Raw genomic sequence first — 20,737 nt, 5'->3', positions numbered from 1 at the left:
TAAAATGATTGAAGAAGGGAGGGATCCTTCAGAAAAAAACACCACGCCGGTACAACCCGCCTAAGCTTCATCCTGAAGAGGAAAAGATTCTCTCCACAAGGAAACGCTTCCCTTATATTTCTCCACAATACATCAGGCGATATCCCCTTCTGTTTTCCCTACCTGTCGTCAGTAGAGATTTTCCCCTTTTTGCATTTGAATAGAAGTGAAATATCTCTTTATCACGCTATACAATATACCTGGTCTGGCACCATTTTAGGGTAGCTTTATGGTGAATCTGTGGCTATAATCCCAAAACTTTTCGGGTACTGTGCACTGTTAGTGGGCTCCATCTCAACGTCCGCTCATGCCAATTTTTTCAGTTGCAGGCCCAATTTCTACACAGTGTTTCGTAACATAGTCCGAAGTCACATTTAATAGGATGTGATTATTGATTGTCCGTGATTTGTGATGAAGCATCCGATTGATCACGCACAAGGTTATTTTCTCTACCAAGGAGAATCATGACATTGAGATTGAAACTCTTCATCGTACTTTTTAGTATTACGCTAATAAGTGCGGGCGGTCCTCTTTATGCAGCAGTCTCAGGACAGATTTCTCTCAAAGATGGCACCATTCTCCAAGGCAAGATATTTGGCATGACGAATGGTGTCCTCCGGGTGAGAGCGTCGGCGAGTATGCACAATCCTATTCCGCTTCGTTGGAAAGAGGTGACAGGGTTGACGACTGAAGAGCCGGTCAGGGTGGTTCTGGATACCGGCGAGATTTATGAAGGCCGACTCCAATTGGCTGAGTCCGGGACAATCCAGGTGTTGAGAGACCAGGACTCGGATCCCCTGATGATCACCCTTAATTCCGTAAAGGCTATCAAAAGCTCAAAAGAGGAAGCCATGGCGGGTGAAGAGAGTGAAGAGTTAGATGAGATCACTCTCAAAAATGGCATACATCTGGTCGGAACCATTGACTCGATGGAAGACAAAGCTCTTACTCTCAAAACTGCTTATGCGGGGGATATATTGGTTCAGTGGGATGAGGTAGAACAACTCCAATCCCGAACACCGTTTTCTGTTCAAGTTTTTGAAGAGGAGAAAGATTCCGATGGAGATGGTTTTCTCAAAACCTCCCGTACGACTATGAACGCGTTAGGCGGAAGTGGAGGTTTATCGCCGGCGCGTGTGAAGACCATCAATATTCCAGAACTTCGCTATAAAGGAAACTTCGACCTGGGAGGTAACCGCACGAAGGGGAATACGGACACCACGGCTGTGAACGCCTCAACCGACAATACGGTGTGGACAGAACGACACCGTGGCCTCTTGAGCGGCAAGTATGCCTTTGCCCAGGCGGATGGAGATAACACAGCCAAGAATGCCAGAGGCACACTAGGTTATGATTATTTTTTCACCAAAAGGTTGTTTGCCAACAGTTACGAATTCCTCGAATATGATAAGTTTCAGGGATTGGATCTCCGGAGTACGACCGGCCTGGGTCTCGGGTATCAATTTTTCGATACCCCAAGCCATAGCTTAAGTGGGTCCATTGGTCCGGCATTTGTTTACGAAAAATTTCAAGAGACCGGGACGACCAAAACCGCTACCGCTGCGTGGGGAGTGGATTGGACTTATGATCTGATTTCAGATCGATTACGAGTGTATCACCGCCAAAAAGGATTTCGCGATCTGGGAGTAGGGGGAAGTACCGCTCTGCGGTTGACAGCGGAGCAAGGAGCTCGCATAGAAGTGTATGGAAATTTGTTTTTGAAGGTGGCGTTCGAATACCGGTATAACAGTGACCCGGAGCCGGGGAAAAAGAAATCGGATGATGCGTTCATCTGGGCACTGGGGTATGAGTTTTCGAATTAATTTACGGTTAGTCTTCCGCCTTTCCTCCCAACCTCTGCGGACCACATCTGAGGCCGCCGGCACTCGGAAAATAAATCCATAAGATCCCTGCCTTGATCTTGATATACATCCGCTAATGTGGGCAAAACTCAAGAGTTCGTGGGTCCTTTTTTGACATACTTCATGAGAGAAAAGAACACGCCCAAGTTGTGTACCCCAGTGGCTTAACAAACTACGCCGCCAGAGTTGCTTCAGAACAAACTTCCGAAATATACGGGCTTAACCTCTGGAGTTAGCTGGCCGATCCAAATCTCAACAAAACTCGTGTTTATTGGTGTGGATCCGTCAGCAATATAAACCACATGGATTCGCTCTCTGGAATGACAGGGCAGCTTACTGAAAAGCTCCTCTTGTTGTTTGGCTCAACAATCATTGGCATCAACCTGTTTTATCCGTAGAGTCGGGCCAGATTCAATCGCCTGTTCCGGCCCCGGCTTTGTCATAGTATTGTTCAGTGCGAATGGGACAGAGGCCTTTTTTTCTCACAATGGCGGTCGTGTCTCGTATCATGCCGCCATTTCCGCATAGATAAAACGTCACATTGCTCACTGATGCAATGTGGTTCTCCACTAATGTTGTCACTCTTCCGGTCGATCCTTTCCAAACATTTTGGGGACGGGAGAGAGTGGTCATAAATCTGAAATTGGAATACCGCTCTGCAAGGGTTCCCAATTCATCTTGGTAGTAAAGGTCTCGCTCGCTCCGCAACCCCCAAAATAACGTCAGAATTCCAGCTTCCGGCTGTTTTAGGAATGTGGAGATCATCGAACGAAACGGGGCGATACCGGTGCCGGTGGCCACAAAAACGAGGTCTCGTCCGGGTTTCTCTTCGAGATAAAACGACCCATTGGGCCCTTGAAATGTTACGGGATCCCCTTCATGAAGCCCAAACAAATAGCTGGAGGCCGGGCCATCGGGTACCCGGTTAAAGAGGAGATTGACCTGATGGGACTGACTCGGAGGCGAAGCAATTGAATACTGACGTGCAACATGCTGTTTCAAAACCGGATGCCAGACGTTCAGAGAGATCCACTGCCCGGCCTTGAATTTAATTGAATCCGGAGCGGTAAGGTTGAGTTCCAACTCCCGGACATCAGGGGTCAGGTCCTTGATTCGACTGACATGGGCCTTAAACTCTTGCATTATTTCGGGACCCTGCAGTTTGAGCTCACTCACTAGAGAGCTACATTACACATTACTAAACCAAAATCCCCATACAAAATTTTATGGAAAAATGCCGCGCTAAACACCAATGATGACAATTGCCCGTCATTGGCTGATTTCGCAAGGCAAAGAGCACTCATGCATCTGGAAATATAATAAGGGGAGAAAGAGAGGAAACTTCCCCTAACCAGCTGGGCGGAGTTTCACTGCTCACCGGTTTCTTTTTGCCACACGGGCCTTTTATCCGGTTTGGGATATTTGATGCTGATACTTCCTTGGGTGCGTTTTATCCGATTCATGCAGGTTTTCTGAAGATAGTCCTCTATTTCGTGTCTTTTTGCTTTTCTCGCCCAAGCCCAGTTCGCAAGCATTTGGTTTACCTACCGACAAAGGGTAATGAAAGGGAAGTGTGCCAAATAATTCGGCAGAGAGAAGGAGTCCTGACCATGACATTACCGGAAATAGGCGCTATTCAATTTCTGCAACCCGCATCATCAGGAGGGGATCATTCACGTAAGCAGGTGACTGCCCTTAATTCTGATGAGGAGAGTAGCCAATCAAAAAGCCATCGGGAACGAGGCGTCTCCTCACCCATTCAGGACCAGGTGACCTTATCGAGTGAGGCTCAGGCATTGGCCACATCAAGGAATCCGGTCTCAAAAAGCAATTCATTTCAGCAGCCCCCATCTCCATTTGATCGCTGAAATTCCTGAAACTGCGATCGCCCGGCAAATGGGGCATCCCGTTTGCTGGCTCCGATCTTTGAACAAGGCTTGCCTCATGAGTCCATCATTCCCCTTTCCTTAATGCCTTGACGATTTTCTCAATATATCCGGCCTGATTACCTGCGCTCGTATAGCAGTTCACAAGCTTGTTCGTACCCTTCAACCCATCCTTCCTGATACGCCTGCGCTAAACTTCGTCGAACCTGATCCATTTGATCTGAGCCTCGAATCGAACCTGGAACTGCCGAGCACACCATCTCCACAGCTATCTCCACAAGGCGCTCTTGACGCTGCTTAAACTCCTCGGTTACCAGTTCATCTACCACTTCCCGGCCTCGCTGCACGACAATTTTTTCCAGAAAGGTATCATACCCCTGGGCACGAATGACCCGTTCCCGAATAATGACTAATTCTTCTTTGATTTTTTGTGTATTGCGTATCAACACCATAAAGAGTTGCTTGCGGGATTCTTCCCGGAGAGTCCCTTCCATTCGTTCCAAGACCACTGAAGGAGAAACGGATTCTTCCGGCTCAGGTTCCCGATCTCTATCTCTCCGATGCGCCATCGGTTCCGCATAGCCCAGTCGCATTCGATCGTACGTTTTTCGGGCATCCGAATCTCCTAAGATTTCGTAGGCCGCATTGACTTCACGAATTTTTTGTTCAGCTTGACGACTCCCTCGATTGCGATCAGGATGATATTGAAGGGCCAATGTGCGATAAGCTTTTTTAATCTCATCCTGCGAGGCTTGAAGCGCGATTCCAAGAACCGCATAATAATCAACGACTGCCATTCACATGATTCCTTACAGGAAGAAATTCTTTTCCCGAGCTTTTGTACCGTTTGTTTGGAACATTCAATTTCCCTGGCTCCTGCATCGGGTTTTTAAAAAACAATTTTTCTTTTATGACCATTTTTTTAAAATTCCCGTTCTTTGGAGTATGGATTGTTGTCCTGTTCGTTAGGATGAGTTATGCGGATATACCGGCAATTCCTTGGGAAACTACCCAGGAGTTCACAACCGCTGCACCATCCACACCCAGTCTCTTCTGGCCACTTTCTCCTCCACTCACCTCCTCCACTTTTACCACATCACCCGAACAGGTCTCCATTGCCATGCTGCTCAGTAACCCAGCTTCCTATCATCAACGACTCGTGGCCGTTCGAGGAATAGTCACCCAACCGGAGTTGCACATTGATGACTCCGAGTTAGTCATGCGCTTTGTCTTTCGCCTTGCCGAGGGTGAACAATCCATTGTCATCTTTGGTCAACACGATCGGACGCAAGGTCCACCGTCAATTTCCTTGGATCTTTCCGTGGAAGTGATCGGAGTTTTTTGGAAAGATCGAGAAATGAATGGATCACACGTTATCAATACGATTGAAGCCCATACGGTCGCCCCCTATCCCTCCCTGGTACCAGACAATGCTTGACCAGATCAGCTACAGGCATCCCTTAGTACGCCAAATACCTTTTCAGCTGACGAACAACGTCACCCGTGCCCGGTGACGGGGGAGGCTCAGACGGAAACTCTACCGTAAGCACCTCTCGAAGCGTAGCTTCCCAATTGCCGGATTCAAAGTCATCACGGGATAACTCCATGCCCCGGCCATGTCGATGGGTATAGTCCACTAAACTCTGTTCGTCAATAAAAATTTTGCGACGGACATAGACGAGGGCCGTTTCATCCTGGACTGCGGCAATCACGGTACCATATCCCGGCTTGGTCATAATGATGTCTACCTGTTGACTGATCTCCCCAAATGGCATCTCAAGATTTTCTACACGATGCACACGGGCATAAGAAATCGAAGATGGCAGCCCACTCACTAGAAAATGAAATCCGGACATTGCGGCCATCTGCTCTAGCGGAAGATGGTTGAGCGGTACACCCCCAAAGGCAATAAGCACAATCACTTCCTGATCTCCCACCTCCAAGGATTTCCGGAGATCATAACCATTCGATTTCCTCACGGGAGCAGAAGGTCCCACATCAACTATCGAACAAAACGCCGGCATCTCAATACCCGGATAAAGACGGATGAGAGAGTCTGCCAACGCATAGCTGTTACGGATGGTTTCGAGAATCACACAATGACCGGGAACATCCGCTTGCACATATGCTTCTAACACCCGATCCCAGGATAGCGAGGCAACCCCCACCACCGGGCACTTCGCGTGGGCAGCGCCAGCGATGGCAAGAGGCGAAATGTTCGATATCACCAGACTCGCCTTGGCCAATCGAATGGCCTTAGCTTCTTTCTCGACCCTTGACTTCCAATCTGTGTGAAATTCGGTGTAGGCCTCCCATGTGCGCGCCACATCAATGTCCAAGGGCCCTCGCTGGACACAGCCAACATCTTGTTGGACATCTTGCAACTCCCAGCTGATCTCCTGGAGATGCCGTTGAAAGAAATCAGCCGCTACTTTCGTGCGTAGAATTACATGCAGGTTATCAACCGCCTCACCTAATTCATTCAGGATTGGCATTAATTGCGCGGCATGCCCGAAGCCATGGGCCGAGATCGAACACCACAGAACCGTCATTGTTTATTCTTCTCCCTTTAAGACCACCATGAGAAGGTTTATTTTGATAAATACAAACCGGGGAGTTTACTTGCGAGAACAGCCTCAGAGTTCATAGAATCACCTCTGATTTTCTTTTCATGTCTTTTTTTTGAAATGCGTTGGTCGGGGGGTTCCATGAACAGGAATATACGATGTGTTTTTGGAATGATGTGGACCTTCATCCTTCTGATGGTCCTGCTCAACGCATGTACCTCCCCGTCAAGAAAACCCTCTCCCCCTTCTAGATCCTCGCTTCCTGCAATAACCGGGGAGTCACAAACCCCCGACCTGGAAAATCAATTATTGGCCACCGTTAAACATGCTGAAAGCTTAGGACCGGGGAACCCCCTGCTCTTAAGTAGTCTGTATAGCCTGGCCACCTATTACGAAGATCGGAAAGAATATGACAAAGCTGCTGTTCAATATGAGCGGGCCCTCAAATTAAAAGAAGCCGCGAGTGGCCCCAACCATCCAGACGTGGCTGCCATCCTTCAACGATATGCACGACTGCTGCAAGCAGCTAACCGACAACCGGAAGCGGCGAATCTCCTTCTTCGTTCTGAAGCCATCCTCGCTCAAACCTCGCCTCCCTCTTCCAGTCAATGAAATTTAGCCGGACGACGGCTCTCCAGGTCAGCATTTTTGACCCTGCTCTTTCGGAAAATTTTACCCAGTGTCCGCTTCCTTCATCCTGTTTCTAGGCTATTTTTTGACTTTCCTGCTACTTTTCCCTGTTTAAGTTTGGCACAAGAATTGGTTATATCCAGATGAGTTCTTCTAATAACTTGACCAAGGATTCATTCATGAAAAAGTCAGCACAGCCAGACCAACCCATCGGCAGGACAGCCAAAAACTCTCCCAAAAAGACCCTGACAAAAAAGGCCTCCACGGAAAAGTATCCTCGTTGTTCTCGATGTGGGTCGAGAACAGTGCATTTAGAACAGTTGGAGCAGGAACTTCTTGTCACACTCAGCTTGCACTGCCTGATCTGTGGACATTACACCTTCCTTGGTCGCCCTGTGATTCGTTTATTACGCCGTCCTAATGTCACGATTCCAGACTCCATTACAAGGCCCGCAGGGGAATAGGGAATCATCCCCACCAATTCTCCGGCTTGTCATGACGATTTTGTTACCAGGACTCCGTGCGCACCGTTAGCGGAATTAGCCCTTCCTGTTCAAGGCCCAGTGTGAGCTGTCGGCAGGCCGTGACGCTGCCACATACGCGAAGATGCGATTGGGTGATATCCGGCACAATAGTTTGGAATGGTACAATATCGATTTGATCCTTCCCCTCCACGGATTGCGCTACTCGCAGGATTCGTCCTTTCAGATAGGCCCAGGCAGTCGGCCAGGATCGAGTGAGCACTGGTTGATATCGAAAATGTTGGGGAAATTGTTGTTCAAGATCGGCCAACTCCTCATGAAGCATTAACTGACCCTCATGGCGAACACTCGCCACCAGCGTCATGTGGGCTCCAACTCTCGCCCCCTTTCGACCGAAATTGTTGGCTTTTAGATAACGGGCATAGGATAAAAATGGCGTAATTCCCGTGCCGAAGGCCACACAGACCATTCGCATCCCTTCCCATATCCCATCATCTTCCAAACGAAGATTCGCAGGCGTACAAACCTTGGTGTTTTCATAAACCAACGCGACGCCCCTTTCCTCGTCCAGTTGGAGGCGCACCTCCACCGTCTTTCCCTTCTCAAACCAGTCGGTTGCCATTTCTGATTGCCACCAGCCTGAGGTATCCGATTGCTCTCGATGAGTATAATTGATGAAGGTCTCCAACATGCGCGGCTCGTTAAAGGAGGCGTTTGAGCGTGTATACATTCGTCTTCGATACTTGCCCGTCCGGTCTCCCCAGGGCTTGGCGAGAAACGCTGTTCCTGGGCGCATCGTATCCCGGATCGCATATAGCTTCCCTGCTATCTCGATCTCCTCAGGCAGTGCTAACCGGACCAAACGGATTTCTCCTGGATCAATGGTCCGTAATTGCTGAATCCGAGCGCCCACAACATGTTCCATGATCAGCTCATTCCTATATGAGAACTCTCAAAAAGTGACGAGTAATTTCATAGGGAGAAGTTCACCGCCAATAGAGCAGAGTTAGCGATGTCATTGATTCTTCCATTTATATTCTTTAAAATTTCTTCTCGACCTGAGACCACCCAATATAATGGATCCAGTTTCTTCCATCTCCCCAAAAGTACAAGGAGAGAGGCCATCACTTCCTCCTAAAGTCACAATTTCGTCATCTCCTGATGGGAACAGCAATGTATCCGCTATAGCATCAAATCCAGCCAAAGATGAGGGACTATTATCTTTAACTCCGCCCCCAGAGGTCTTATCTTACCTCGAGCGCATGTCTCAGATTCCGGATGTTCGACAAGCCAGAATTGCACAGATTCAACAAGCCATTGACTCACAGACCTATGCTATTGCTGCTGAAAAGTTAGCAGACTCACTCATTCAGGAACTTCATCCTCACCCACAAGAAACTCGCCCGGCAACCAAGTCATAATTTTTTCGCCTCTTAACGGCCTAGTGCTTCACTCATTCCCATCCCGAGCTGGTGGAAAACTCTGTCGCCCCATGAGCACTTTTGGAGAATATTGTAAAATTTTCAACCTGTTCCTGTACATTGTGGGTGGTATTTTTTTGTTATCCCTATATCATCTTGCGGGCTGGAGTTTGGGCTTGTAACATGACCTCACGCTACCGAAAAGGATTTCATGAATACGTCTAATTCCTACCTGGCAATAGGGTCAAACACAATTTGGTTGACCTTTTTCTCAACACCAGAGAAATTCCTAATCCAAACCTATTTATTGGGGCTGGGAGCCGATCACTCCCTCCTCTGTGCCCTGCCTAATGATCCGGCACTCCTCAATCTAAAATGTGGGACCTCTTGTAAAGGTCGTTCATGTATCGATGGAGACATTTATGAATTTGAAACAGTCATTCAAGAAACACTCACATTGCCTCCGATCATTAGATTAGCTGCCCCACAAAACGTTTCACGACAACATCCTCGCTCATTTCCTCGTTTGGCAGTCAATATGACTGGAGCCGTCCGGCCTCTCAGTGACAAAGGCAGAATCCTCGCTGTACTGCCTGTTCAGCTCTGCAATCTATCTCCAACGGGCTGTCAATTTCGTGTCTCCCCTTCCGCATGGCCACTCGTCTCTTCAGCACATCTCCACATAAGTTGTCGGTTGCCGGGATTCGACCACTTTTCAAAATTTTCCGCATCTATTGAGTGGGTTGACCCCACAACGGAATTAGTTATTGGCACCAAATTTTCATTTAGCTCTCTTCAGGACCCCGCCAATCGAGATGTCATGCGATGGTTTACCTCTCAACAAGCCAGTCTAATAAACACCACTGCCTGACATGCTATCAAGCCTCAATTGAACTCTTTCATTCCCCAAACAGAACCCGGGGCTCCCAATAACTTCCCATTCCAATCCCAAGGATTCTTACATGATTCATACTCTTTTCCTCTTTGCACGGCCTTGATAGCAAATCTACCAACCCTGTTCACAATAGGAGTATGACAGACTGCCATTAACTGGTTGCCTGGATATAGGGTTTCTTATTACAATGACGCTTATTCCGGCATAATTTGTTTACGGTCTTTCATTCTGCAGTTTCAGATATTCTCTCTTTTTACCCAGGACGTGTCACATGGCAGAACCCATTAATAACCGAAACATTATCGATATTTCTCCACTTCCTACCCCAAAACAGATGCAAAGTTCACTGCCCTTGCCTGAAAGCACCGGACAAATGGTTCTTCAGTCCCGGCAAGCCATTCGAGATATTCTTCACGGGCAAGACTCCCATCGCCTGCTAGTTATTATTGGCCCGTGTTCAATACATGATCCGGATGCGGCCATCCTTTATGCCGAACGCCTCAAACTGGTCGCTGACCGCATTCAGGAACATGCCCTGATCGTCCTTAGAACCTATTTTGAAAAGCCTCGCACGACGGTGGGTTGGAAGGGCCTTATCAACGATCCCCATTTAGATGGATCCTGCGAAATTGGAGGAGGATTTGAACTGGCCCGTTCTATTTTACTCAGGATTAATAACTTGGGGTTGCCCTGTGCGACGGAGTTTTTGGATCCTGTCACACCCCAATATATTTCAGACTTAATCAGCTGGGCGGCAATTGGAGCACGAACCACCGAAAGTCAAACCCACCGGGAAATGGCCAGTGGTCTCTCCATGCCTGTTGGCCTGAAAAATGGAACGGATGGTGGGCTCCAAGTCGCTCTCAATGCCATGATTGCCGCACGACACCCTCAAAGCTTTATAGGGGTAAATGCGGACGGTCTCACTTCAATTATTAAAACAAATGGCAATCCAGACCGACACCTAGTTCTTCGTGGTGGCGGTGGCCGAGTCAACTATAACCCGGAAGATATTTCCGAGGCGGTGCGTTGTCTAACGAAAGAAGGCATTCGTCGCCCGATCATGGTTGACTGCTCTCATGGCAATTCAGAAAAAGATCATACGCGTCAGGTTCCGGTGGCTCGATCCGTGGTCGAGCAATTCACCAATGGGCAAAACGCTATCCTTGGCCTATTAATTGAAAGTAATCTGAAGCCGGGCAATCAAAAATGGGAAGCGGGGAAACCCCTGGAGTGGGGAATATCAATTACAGATGCCTGTATCGGGTGGGAAGAAACCGAACAGCTTCTTGATGATTTGGCTGAAACAATGGATAAGTCGGCTAAAAGTAAGATTTTGACTTCTTAACTTATTTGATACTCTTTAACGAATATCAAAGACCCTCTCATGATTCCTCCTGGCATGGTCTGACACCTGTCCTCAAATGATAAGAGTGCCATTTCTGCTGTCCCTTATTTATGGCAAAGCTTTGCATAAAAAGGTCGCAACGCGCCTCACGAGAATTTCAAGATAAAAATGCCTTTAATGGCGCCGGCAGGAACCGAACTTGAGATATGAAAGCTTAAGAATTTGAGGATAAATCGGGAAGAGGTTGAATTTTAGGACTGCCAGCTTCATGCGTATGCTCATGAGTATGGCAACCCAAATGGTGGCATAAACGTCGATTCCAAAACCCGGCCAGTGCGATCATGGATGCTCCAATCACATCAAGAACTATCTCCACACCCCCGCCTGATTCAAAAAAGAGATGGGCAGCCATTAACACCACGAGTCCGCCAGCAGTCAGAAGAGCAGGACGGCTATCTCGGTGCCTAGGATAGGTCGCCAACAATCCAAAACCTGCCAATAAGGCTATCACCCCTAAAAACATCCATTCGGTGGTATCCGCCCAAAAGGCTCCTAAAATTCCATCAAGACCATCCCACGAATGTGCGGCAATGACGGGAAGGGCAATCAATGCCAGAGGCGTTAACGCACAATGCACGGCACACACCAGAGAGGCGATAGAGCCAGCTTTTGAAAGTCTCGGTCCAAGAGTGTTGATCATATTATTGACATTGTGGACACAATCCCGTGAACTCCAACGTATGATCATCCACGATAAATTGCGTCTGTTGTTCAATCAATTTTGTGACTTTTTTTAATGGGCATAACAACAAGTCCACGATAAGACCACAGATCTGGCAACGAATATGATGGTGATGTTCCCGCCCTTCTTTCAGTTCATACCTTGAGAGACCTTCCTGATGAAGGTCCAATTGGAGAACCAAGCCCAGTTCTTTCAGCACGTGCATGGTTCGGTATACGGTCACCAAATCAATTGCCACTTTTTCCTGTTGCAATTGATCAAAAATTTCGTTGGCACTAACTGGTTGGCGAGTCCTTTGCAATAACGCCAATACCGCTTGGCGAGTACGGGTCATGCGTCGCCCGGTGGCTCGCAGATTCTTTTTGATGTTAGTTTCAGATTTTACCAAAAGATTTGAACCTTCATTGTGACTCATTGTTGCAAGTCTATTGCAAATACCATATCAGCAAATGATTGTCAATTACAAGACAGAACTTCAGGGAGGCCGCTTAAATGGGAAACGCCCTTGTTGATAAAAAAAATACAAAAACAAGAATAGTTAAGAACCAGGCCCACATGAATTGTTCGAAATTTTGAAAATTTGGGAGGAAAGACTGGAAGAGGGATGAGAGTGGAAAATTACAAAAAGTCAATTACACTCGTCTTAACTAAAGTCAGCAGGGTCAAGAGCAGAGAAGAGCAGGGAAATGAATTATTCCAGCAGCAAGTCTGCACGTCGATTAAATTGATGACATTGATGCTCATCATCGATCTCGCACAGAACCAAGGTATTACCAAAAGAAACCACATCAAGACGTTTGCGTGAAATTCCTAGATCCGCTAGATATTCTTTGACGGCTCTTGCTCGTCGATCACCAAGAATCATGTTATAACTTTCTGTACCACGTACATCGGTATGCCCCTCAATAGTGAGGCCATAATTCGGAAAGCGATTCATCCAATTAGCAGTGGCATCCAGACGGTCTTGAACTTCTGACGAAATCTCCCAACTATCAAAAGGGAAATACACAGTGGGGAATGGGTCTATTATGTCTTTTTCCTGAGATAATCCGTTCTTCGCGGCTTGAGAAATGCTCACCCGTTGGGTAAGACTCGAGGAGCCTTGAAGTTCCGATGTCGAAAGAGAGGTCATGGTGGCCTGGGGTGGCCCTGTAGTCAAGGTATCAAAAGCCTGATGATTCATCGAATATGATTCACAACCCCATGTGGCGCACACCATAAGGATCACAAGAAATCGTACTAACATATATACACTCCCTTCTTTTTCTCAATTTATTCGGTAAGCCACCCCCTAGACTTAAGATTTAAAGAAGATCGTTGTATTTAAATCGGACTATTTGGCCTCATTTACTAGAAATTTTAGCAGGAAAAGCTGCTTTCCTACCCTCGAATGATTTCACCAATTTTTTCCAAAATTGGCGACTAACAGAACTAGAAATTTGTTTCAATATACATTGCCGAAAAGCACAAGGAAGGTACCCCCTTAGGTCGCAGAGGGTTAAGGTATGGTATGAAATTTCTCTCTAAGGGTGAGGCAACGAGTCATCCTTTAATTGGGTCGATACAAACACCTGATTCAGAGTAGAAATACCATCAAACACATTGGTGCCTAATAACTGAAGAGATCCGATAACCGCCATCCCGATTAAACTTAAAAGTAGGGAATATTCTATCGCTGCCGTCCCCTGGTCATTGGAAAAAAAATTACCCATGCTCGCAATCTCCTTCTAAAACCACTTTTGTTCTGTAGGCTTTGCTGTATACAACCATAATGCAAACGGTAAACCGAATTCCCAGAACGCCTCGTTTGCATTACTTCCACTTGCTTGTCTGAATTCTCTTCTCCCAGCTAGTCCTTATGAGGAAGAGTCGGAAACACCCGTGCCTTACTCAGTTGACAAACACCTCGACACATCCTGGAAAGACGCAGGTAATTCCGCCAACATCTAAATAGAAGTTCCTCATAGTCAACAAAACAGATGCAAAAATTGTCAGCGAATATGACAAATTTGAAATAAATACAAAAAGATCTAACAGATTATGGGTTTTCAAATAAGAGTAGATCAGAAATAGGAGGTCTTCTTGATGACCAGTCGGAACAAGGCTCTAAGATAATCCCTGACCCAATAGTATCGAATTTTGACTATCCCAACTTTTTTGAATAGGAAGGTTCATCATAGGCTCATCGACTCGTTATGGTAGGGGTACTGCAACCCACGCCGGCAGCTAATTGGGATGAGTTCGAATGGTCTCACCAAGATTTCGGAGTTAATCGAAATTTTCCACCTCAAGAAGGCATTTTCAGAGGGATCCTCAGAACTTGTCTCCCTAACCTGCACGGTAGCAAAATCCGAGATGCCTGATTTGAGAGGCACAAAAAAAACCCTTAATTCTCTTCCAACCCCTTCAGACCTTGTTATTGCGGAGAATGAAAAGAACGCCGTAAAATTCAAAGGTAAAAAACACTCCCATTATTGTTGTTTAAAATTGCACTTATTTAGAAAAAACTGGCTTCACGATGGATGCATCAGGAGGAGAAAAGAAATTCCCTCATGACTCTGTGGTTCCGTCTGGGGGATATCCCTCTATCATGTTCACAGAAGGAGGATGCCATGTTAGTCCAAGAAGTCCTGTCCACTGGAGTCGTAACCGCGTTACCAACAGATTCAGTACGATCAGTCGTCATTAAAATGCTCAGCCGCCATTGCGGAGCAGTACCTGTCATTGACGAACATCAAAACTTAATCGGACTCGTCGCTCTTCGAGATGTCATGCTTCCCCTCTTCCCTAATTTTGGGGATTATATACATGACAATGTTCATAGCCGAGATTTCACGGAAATGGAGGAGGGATACCCGGACATCCTTCGAAAAAAAATCGAATCAATTATGAGCAAAAATCCCCTTACCGTAGCCCCACATACCCCAATTCTTGAAGCCCCCTCATTTATGGGGAGAAAACATTTTCGTCGCATCCCGGTTGCTGAAAATGGGAAGCTTCTGGGAATGATCAGCATTGGAGATATTAACCGTGGCCTGTTTTTCCAGAGAGGGTTTCTGGGTCAGTAACCTGAATCAATCGTCAAGCAGCTTCAAATATAAGATCAGGACAAACACGTGACAGAAAAATAAATCAAAGAAACAATCACGTGTCTTGAAGAGGATAAGAGCGAACGCGATTTACCTTGAAGCGTCTCCGCTCTATCGACTATTTACAACGGCTTGGACAAATACACTTGGGGACCCATAGCAAAAAAATTTTCTTTATTCATTGTAGAACAAAATCCTGCCCACGAAGTAACGGAGAATTCTGGACATTTCCTCATGACTTGATGAGCCAGCAATTCGGCCGGCATCCCATGCATGGGTCGATTCGCCACAATCACATCAAATTAATCAGTATACTTCTTGAAAGACTGCAACATTTCAGGACCATTGGGAAATTGGTTTCTAGCCATCTGATGGAAACTGGTCGGCAACTTGTCCTGCATTTAGGGGACAGGAATGGCTTACTGAGTGCGGAAGTGAATACGGAGTGAGACTTCACCATCAATTGGTTCATCTCCATCCATTTGAGGTAAGAACGTCCATTGTTTGAGAGCTGCCAATGAGGATTGAGTGAGTTCTCGATGCGTGGCAGGTTGAAGGATCACGACCGTCACCTCGGAAGATTTACTAACCAAAATTCGAGCTTTGAGCCAATCATCTAGGACCTGCCCATCTAAGGTGGGCGGAACCGTCGGCCAGGGTGTCCGTTGAGGGACCGGTCCTATTTGTTGGTCTTTATTTAGTCGTAATCCATGAACATGAACAGCAGGAAGAGTCTCAACCTCTCGATCATCCTCGTGGTCAGAATCATGAGTCGCAAAATCGGATTCAGCCGAATACGATGACCAGGGAAGACTCACCAGCCAGAAAATGGACAAAGAGAAGACAAGAATTCGCGAACCACTCATAAAAAATTATCCACCGAAAAAGAATTGCCCACGAAAGAAAAAAGATCGCGGCATATTAGCATGTGCCACACCAAGCCCAATACTTCCCTCTCCATCATTTAAAAACACATGTTGGTCGAGCAGATTAATGACATCAAACCCAAGCAACAGTTTATACTTATCCCATAGAGGAAGCAGATGCTCAATGGAAAGATTATAAGTGGTATACGACGGGCTATGGGTGGCATTGGTTTTTCCTCCCCCGTCTGTTGTCCGCATCCCCGACCCAAATAACATTTGCCCAGTGATAGTTGTTTTCGTGAACGGACGATAAGTTAGGACAGCCGAACTGGTGACCAGTTGCATATGATCACAATATACTCCACTGCTGGAATTGATATCATTAATTTCTTCCTGCTCTAACAACATAAAACCTGATTGAAGCTTTTTCCCTCGACACTGGCCCCATGCGACATTCCCACGCCCATATAGATTTTCTAAAAACTTGGCTTTCACAGCCAAGTCGATTCCCCGCTGCCAACCGCGTTTAAACGCAAAATAATTAAGGAGCGGGGTTGTTCCGAATTGTCCGGCGTCGGATAAATTTTTACTTAATTTATAATAACCGGTCAATTCTATTGACAAAGAATCCCCCAAGGCATGGGCAGAACCGACCTCAAAATAATGAGCCCGTTCGGGTTTCACCGTGGTATTAGTCAAATTCTCTGGCTCCGCCGTAGTTCCTACCGTGTTCAGTTGAAGAAAAGGCACACTTTCTATATTTGGCGGAGTAAACAATCTCCCGTAGAAGGCATGAAAGACATGATTTGGAGTCATGGCGTATGTAGCACCTATCCGCGGACTCACTTGCATATCATTGGTTAACGCCTGGATTTGATCGAAGCGAACACCAAGATTAAAGGTCCATTGAGCCCAGGGAGTCCATTGATCCTGAATCCAGAATTCCTCGCGCCATCCAATGGTGCGATTATCGCCATTCCGAGAGATGACTCCCCCTACCGGATCACCGGCTTCATCTCTCAAAAATGCCGATAGCCGGGTTTTATTCACAGCTTGGGTCCTTTGAATCTGAAATCCCGTTTTCACTAAATGATTCGAATTTAATCGATGACTGTAATCAAACCGTATCCCTCCAGTATAGGCCCATCGGTCCTGATCTCCGGCCGAAAAAGGTTCGTCAGGATCTGACGTATACGATAAGGCATTGAAGGGGTCGGTTGTGAATGTGGCTCGGGAATGCTGAAAAAATCCGGCCAGACTGAAAAACCGATCATGACTCCAATCCTGGCGCCAGACGAGCTGGGAATATTGATTATTTTCCTTTTGGTATTCATTTATATTTTGAGAATTAACCGGCTCAAAACCTGGATTCTCTCCCTGGATCAGTCCAACTAAGGTAGGATTGGCCGCTAGGCCAGGTTGAGTGGGAATCTCAAATTTGGCAATCGAATTCAGGAACAACACCGTGACACTGTTCTGATTATCAATCTGCCAATCTCCACGGAAAAGGGATTGGTTTTGGTTACTTTGGTCATGAAATACGCTTTTTCCTAAAGTGGGAGGATTAATTCCTCTGTTTGTAGAGATAAAGCTATTCATCAGGTAATACCGAAATTCTGAGCCGACGGTTCCCCCATATTCAAAAGAAGGGTTCAGTGTTTCGTTTGAGCCACCAAAGAATTGCAATGAGCCAGAGTCGGGTTGGGTCCCGCTTTTCGTCGTTATGTCAATTACCGCCGCGGTTTTATTCCCGAATTGCGCTTCCGGCCCACCCAAAATAATGTCTGCGCGCTCCCAGGTACGTGGGGAAATGACATCCGTAAAGACAGAAGATACGGTATCCGGAACGGGGACCCCATCAATCCGAAATTGAAAATTAGCGTGATCCTGACGAATGTGCACTTGCTTCAGTCCCCCGTCTACAGCACTAGGGAGGGTTAAAAGCAGATCATTAAGGGCAATATTATTCCCTCGGGGTAATTCCTCGATATCCTTACGACTCACCGAATAGGATTCTCCGGAGAGACGACTCTGAATGGGAGGCAATGACGCCACAACATCAAGAGTGAGTTCCTGGCGATGTGCCAGGGTTAACTTGACCTCGAGCAAAGGATCATTTTCAATCTTAAGAATAGTGGACTCGCTCGATAAGTCAGACTGGGTTGCTTGAATAGAATAAATACCAGACTCAGGAGGAGCAAAAATAAACTCCCCCCCTTCATTCGACACCTGAGTATTAATGATGGTGCCTTCCTGATCCCGCAATTCCACCGTTACCTGAGGAACTCGGCGAAAATCCTCGTATTGCACTATACCGGTTACAATCCAGACTTTTTTGTCATTGTCTTGTTCCACAGCTTGGACAAGACCAACACCCATAAACGTCCCCAATCCGAAAATCCAGAGAACAAGGGCACACCACTCCCCCCATTTACCATCCCCGATCAACATACAGAAACCTCCAGCATCTAATAATCAATTAGGCGTATTCTCCCCTTGCGTCATCACAGGCAACCCCCGTCAGGAAAGCCGCGCATGGATGAATCGGCGGTGGAAGACCGTTGTGGAAAAGAAAATTAGGAGAAGAAGGAAGCTGGAGGACCGCGAGGGTTACCGAGAGGAATGGTGAGAGACCGATACCTCTCTTCTCGATCAGGGGAAAGGAAACCGGAGGCTACAGAACAATGAGATAAACCCGTGGCATCCCAAACTAGGGAATTGGAAGTATGGTGCTGTACCCATTGGCACAAATCATCATCAGAATGTTGATGCCCATCATAATCCACCTCAGCAAATACATGATGGATTTCTAAGGCCTGCACAAACGGTATTGAACTCAACAATACCAAAGCAAGTGCGAGGGATAAGCTGATATTACATCGAGAAATTGGAGATGGCGGCATTCGGATCATGAAGTTTTTGGTCAATAAAAGCCTTGCGGGCGAAAATACCAAATGGCCTTACGAGAGTCAACATTAATTGCAACTAAATTGCAACAAAAATCAAATCGCCCGCAACTACACCATTGCCTTACTTACAGCATGGGTCTGTGACCAATTTCCGACAACCGTTTATAAAACCAATAAAACCCCCTACACCACTCCATCAAGAAAAACTAGAACCATTTCACTGTTCACTTCAGTCTTTAAGGCTATCCCCGACCCAACCGACAAACGTTCTGAGGTCCATACAAAGGAAAGAATCATTAACACCTGCTCCTTCAACAAGGGATTTAAGCATTGGGGACTGCCAACAAACTTTTCATTACCTTTTTGGGAATAGCCATCGTAACAGTGGTGGGTAGCCAGGCAATTTTCAGTCGACTATCATTAGACCAATCCCCCTTCTCCATTCGCTTACCTTCATACAAATCAAACCCAATAACTGCTGAATCCAATGATTCTGTGATTCCCCTTGAACATTTAGGAGGTGTTTGGGTGGCACGAGTGGAATTAAATGACTTCCATGAATCCAGACTCATTGTTGATACGGGGGCAACATATACGACCATTTCTGAAAATTTGGCATTTGATGCAGGAATTCGCTCAGATTTGGCAAATTCGCGGATTACCCTCTTTACTGTTGGGGGAAAAGTACAGGCCGAGTTAGGCATCGCACGAAAAATTCGTGTGGGAAATACAGGAAGGGAAAATGTCCAGGTAGTCATATTTACCATCCCGGACCTCCCAGACGGGATTGATGGCCTACTGGGTCTCAGTTTTTTTGATCATTTTCTTGTTCGTCTGGACCATTCCAACCAACAGTTACATCTCTCGCCAAGGACTTAGGCCTAAGAGCCCGGTCCATCTCTACCTTGATGTCCATTTTCCATCAATCTTGACCTAAGTCCCATCCCCAATCCTTGGTTTGAGAGTTTTATGGCCAGGTCATAAGCTCTGCTTCAGATCCTTCCCGACCATACAAAATACAGTTACCGCCCTTAGGATATCGAAAATCAGTTCTTGACAGTTCGCGAAGGCAGTATGGTAATACTACCTTTCCCCTAAACAGACAGGACTTAAACCATGCGCTTTTTCATTTATGCAGACAATTTGAATCCCACGCAGCTTAAACGACGTGCTCCTGAAGCACAATTTTTATTTAAGGCATACGTGCCAGACCACACCATCAAATTTGGGCGCTGGTCTAACCAATGGCGCTGTGGATTGGCCACTATTGCCCCTTCTGCTGGTGAACGAGTGTGGGGAGGGGTTTTTGACCTTACCCCGGAGGATGTCCAGGAAATGGACAAGTTCGAGGGAGATCTTCCCGAAGGAGCTTTTCGTCATGTTGAAGTACATGTGTTCACTGAGGATGGAGAAAAGGAATTCGTCAGCACACATGTAGCCCAAAGCATTGGAAGATTTAAGGCCAAAGATCATTATTTAGATTGGATTCTCGCGGGAGTCAAGCATTGGAAGTTGCCGGATGAATGCGTGGACATGTGGGATTTGTTTCGCTCAAAATGAGCCTTTTATCCATTTATCATTGAATTTCCATTCACCTTTATTTTTTCATTAAGAAGGAGTTTCTATGCCAAAACCGAAGTATCATATTCTAGTGTGCACGAACTCCCGTCCTCCTGGGCATCCCAAGCCTTCATGTGGAGCTGCGGGAGCTCAAAATTTATTAATGGCACTCAATATGGGCTTGATTGAACGTGGGGTTCAACCTGGCGAGGTATTAGTCACTGGGACAACTTGCCTCGGGCCTTGCGAAAGTGGCCCAAACGTGGTCGTCTATCCGACAGGAACTTGGTACTCCCAGGTCAAAGACTCCGATGTAGCGGTTATTTTAGATGAGCACATCAAAAAAGGAGAGCCTGCTGCACAGCTCAAACCGGATTCCGTTTGGGCCTAAGCCAGGTTTAGCCACCTTGGGAACCATGCGTGACCACCAACATCATGAAG

At 46.6% G+C, this 20,737-nt stretch carries 21 protein-coding genes and 1 pseudogene; 12 read left to right on the top strand and 10 right to left on the bottom strand.

The features are described 5' to 3' along the window. Window positions 1–503: 503 nt before the first annotated feature. Complete coding sequence (locus PJI16_19465; protein MDT3779743.1) at window positions 504–1,862, top strand: DUF481 domain-containing protein; 1,359 nt, start codon at window positions 504–506, stop codon at window positions 1,860–1,862. Between the two features lie 450 nt (window positions 1,863–2,312). Here PJI16_19465 and PJI16_19460 read toward each other — a convergent pair whose 3' ends face one another. After that, on the bottom strand, window positions 2,313–3,077 hold the full coding sequence (locus PJI16_19460) for an FAD-binding oxidoreductase (GenBank protein ID MDT3779742.1): 765 nt from the start codon (window positions 3,075–3,077) through the stop codon (window positions 2,313–2,315). Window positions 3,078–3,511: 434 nt separating this feature from the next. Between PJI16_19460 and PJI16_19455 the strand changes: the two genes are divergently transcribed. Beyond that, window positions 3,512–3,769, top strand: coding sequence for a hypothetical protein (locus tag PJI16_19455; GenBank protein ID MDT3779741.1), 258 nt, complete (start codon window positions 3,512–3,514; stop codon window positions 3,767–3,769). Between the two features lie 611 nt (window positions 3,770–4,380). Here the strand turns inward: PJI16_19455 and PJI16_19450 are convergent. Beyond that, window positions 4,381–4,584, bottom strand: a pseudogene (locus tag PJI16_19450) (DnaJ domain-containing protein). 113 nt (window positions 4,585–4,697) lie between these two features. Here PJI16_19450 and PJI16_19445 point away from each other — a divergent pair. Continuing rightward, a complete protein-coding gene (locus PJI16_19445; protein ID MDT3779740.1) occupies window positions 4,698–5,225 on the top strand; it encodes a hypothetical protein in 528 nt (175 codons plus the stop codon). A 22-nt stretch (window positions 5,226–5,247) separates the two neighbouring features. On the opposite strand, the gene PJI16_19440 is transcribed toward PJI16_19445, so the two are convergent. Further along, window positions 5,248–6,339: a hypothetical protein gene (locus PJI16_19440; protein MDT3779739.1), complete on the bottom strand. Its 1,092-nt coding sequence runs from the start codon at window positions 6,337–6,339 to the stop codon at window positions 5,248–5,250. Window positions 6,340–6,525: 186 nt separating this feature from the next. On the opposite strand from PJI16_19440, the gene PJI16_19435 reads away from it, so the two are divergent. Both PJI16_19435 and PJI16_19430 read left to right on the top strand, forming a co-directional pair. Continuing rightward, window positions 6,526–6,966 (top strand): tetratricopeptide repeat protein, encoded by a 441-nt coding sequence (locus PJI16_19435; protein MDT3779738.1) that lies wholly within the window; start codon window positions 6,526–6,528, stop codon window positions 6,964–6,966. 197 nt (window positions 6,967–7,163) lie between these two features. Further along, window positions 7,164–7,448 carry a hypothetical protein gene (locus tag PJI16_19430; protein ID MDT3779737.1) on the top strand — a complete coding sequence of 95 codons (285 nt, stop codon included), beginning with the start codon at window positions 7,164–7,166 and terminating at the stop codon, window positions 7,446–7,448. A 43-nt stretch (window positions 7,449–7,491) separates the two neighbouring features. Here the strand turns inward: PJI16_19430 and PJI16_19425 are convergent, their stop codons facing one another. Then, the gene (locus PJI16_19425; protein ID MDT3779736.1) at window positions 7,492–8,391 is read right to left on the bottom strand and encodes a hypothetical protein; all 900 of its coding nucleotides are present in this window, start codon (window positions 8,389–8,391) and stop codon (window positions 7,492–7,494) included. Between the two features lie 337 nt (window positions 8,392–8,728). Between PJI16_19425 and PJI16_19420 the strand changes: the two genes are divergently transcribed. Both PJI16_19420 and PJI16_19415 read left to right on the top strand, forming a co-directional pair. After that, window positions 8,729–8,887 carry a flagellar biosynthesis anti-sigma factor FlgM gene (locus PJI16_19420; GenBank protein MDT3779735.1) on the top strand — a complete coding sequence of 53 codons (159 nt, stop codon included), beginning with the start codon at window positions 8,729–8,731 and terminating at the stop codon, window positions 8,885–8,887. Between the two features lie 1,166 nt (window positions 8,888–10,053). After that, the gene (locus tag PJI16_19415; protein ID MDT3779734.1) at window positions 10,054–11,130 is read left to right on the top strand and encodes a 3-deoxy-7-phosphoheptulonate synthase; all 1,077 of its coding nucleotides are present in this window, start codon (window positions 10,054–10,056) and stop codon (window positions 11,128–11,130) included. A gap of 214 nt (window positions 11,131–11,344) precedes the next feature. Here the strand turns inward: PJI16_19415 and PJI16_19410 are convergent, their stop codons facing one another. The 4 genes from PJI16_19410 to PJI16_19395 all read right to left on the bottom strand — a co-directional run bounded on the left by PJI16_19410 (window position 11,345) and on the right by PJI16_19395 (window position 13,584). Continuing rightward, on the bottom strand, window positions 11,345–11,830 hold the full coding sequence (locus tag PJI16_19410; GenBank protein MDT3779733.1) for a MerC domain-containing protein: 486 nt from the start codon (window positions 11,828–11,830) through the stop codon (window positions 11,345–11,347). 1 nt (window position 11,831) lies between these two features. Continuing rightward, window positions 11,832–12,206 (bottom strand): transcriptional repressor, encoded by a 375-nt coding sequence (locus PJI16_19405; GenBank protein MDT3779732.1) that lies wholly within the window; start codon window positions 12,204–12,206, stop codon window positions 11,832–11,834. A 357-nt stretch (window positions 12,207–12,563) separates the two neighbouring features. After that, window positions 12,564–13,055, bottom strand: coding sequence for an OmpA family protein (locus PJI16_19400; protein ID MDT3779731.1), 492 nt, complete (start codon window positions 13,053–13,055; stop codon window positions 12,564–12,566). Between the two features lie 340 nt (window positions 13,056–13,395). Beyond that, a complete protein-coding gene (locus PJI16_19395) occupies window positions 13,396–13,584 on the bottom strand; it encodes a Flp family type IVb pilin (GenBank protein MDT3779730.1) in 189 nt (62 codons plus the stop codon). A gap of 523 nt (window positions 13,585–14,107) precedes the next feature. Here PJI16_19395 and PJI16_19390 point away from each other — a divergent pair. Further along, on the top strand, window positions 14,108–14,428 hold the full coding sequence (locus PJI16_19390) for a hypothetical protein (protein MDT3779729.1): 321 nt from the start codon (window positions 14,108–14,110) through the stop codon (window positions 14,426–14,428). A 56-nt stretch (window positions 14,429–14,484) separates the two neighbouring features. Then, window positions 14,485–14,940, top strand: a complete 456-nt coding sequence (locus tag PJI16_19385) for a CBS domain-containing protein (protein MDT3779728.1) — start codon at window positions 14,485–14,487, stop codon at window positions 14,938–14,940. Between the two features lie 440 nt (window positions 14,941–15,380). Here PJI16_19385 and PJI16_19380 read toward each other — a convergent pair whose 3' ends face one another. Continuing rightward, on the bottom strand, window positions 15,381–15,827 hold the full coding sequence (locus tag PJI16_19380; GenBank protein ID MDT3779727.1) for an energy transducer TonB: 447 nt from the start codon (window positions 15,825–15,827) through the stop codon (window positions 15,381–15,383). A gap of 6 nt (window positions 15,828–15,833) precedes the next feature. Then, the gene (locus PJI16_19375; GenBank protein MDT3779726.1) at window positions 15,834–18,278 is read right to left on the bottom strand and encodes a TonB-dependent receptor; all 2,445 of its coding nucleotides are present in this window, start codon (window positions 18,276–18,278) and stop codon (window positions 15,834–15,836) included. A 986-nt stretch (window positions 18,279–19,264) separates the two neighbouring features. Between PJI16_19375 and PJI16_19370 the strand changes: the two genes are divergently transcribed. The 3 genes from PJI16_19370 to PJI16_19360 all read left to right on the top strand — a co-directional run bounded on the left by PJI16_19370 (window position 19,265) and on the right by PJI16_19360 (window position 20,687). Then, the gene (locus tag PJI16_19370; GenBank protein MDT3779725.1) at window positions 19,265–19,615 is read left to right on the top strand and encodes a retropepsin-like aspartic protease; all 351 of its coding nucleotides are present in this window, start codon (window positions 19,265–19,267) and stop codon (window positions 19,613–19,615) included. Between the two features lie 237 nt (window positions 19,616–19,852). Further along, the gene (locus tag PJI16_19365) at window positions 19,853–20,296 is read left to right on the top strand and encodes a gamma-glutamylcyclotransferase (GenBank protein ID MDT3779724.1); all 444 of its coding nucleotides are present in this window, start codon (window positions 19,853–19,855) and stop codon (window positions 20,294–20,296) included. A gap of 64 nt (window positions 20,297–20,360) precedes the next feature. Continuing rightward, a complete protein-coding gene (locus PJI16_19360; GenBank protein ID MDT3779723.1) occupies window positions 20,361–20,687 on the top strand; it encodes a (2Fe-2S) ferredoxin domain-containing protein in 327 nt (108 codons plus the stop codon). Window positions 20,688–20,737 lie beyond the last annotated feature (50 nt).

The organism is Nitrospira sp. MA-1 (assembly GCA_032139905.1).
Lineage (GTDB): Bacteria > Nitrospirota > Nitrospiria > Nitrospirales > UBA8639 > Nitrospira_E.
The sequence above is the reverse complement of the archived record's forward strand: the minus strand, read 5'-3'. Positions and strand labels throughout refer to the sequence as shown.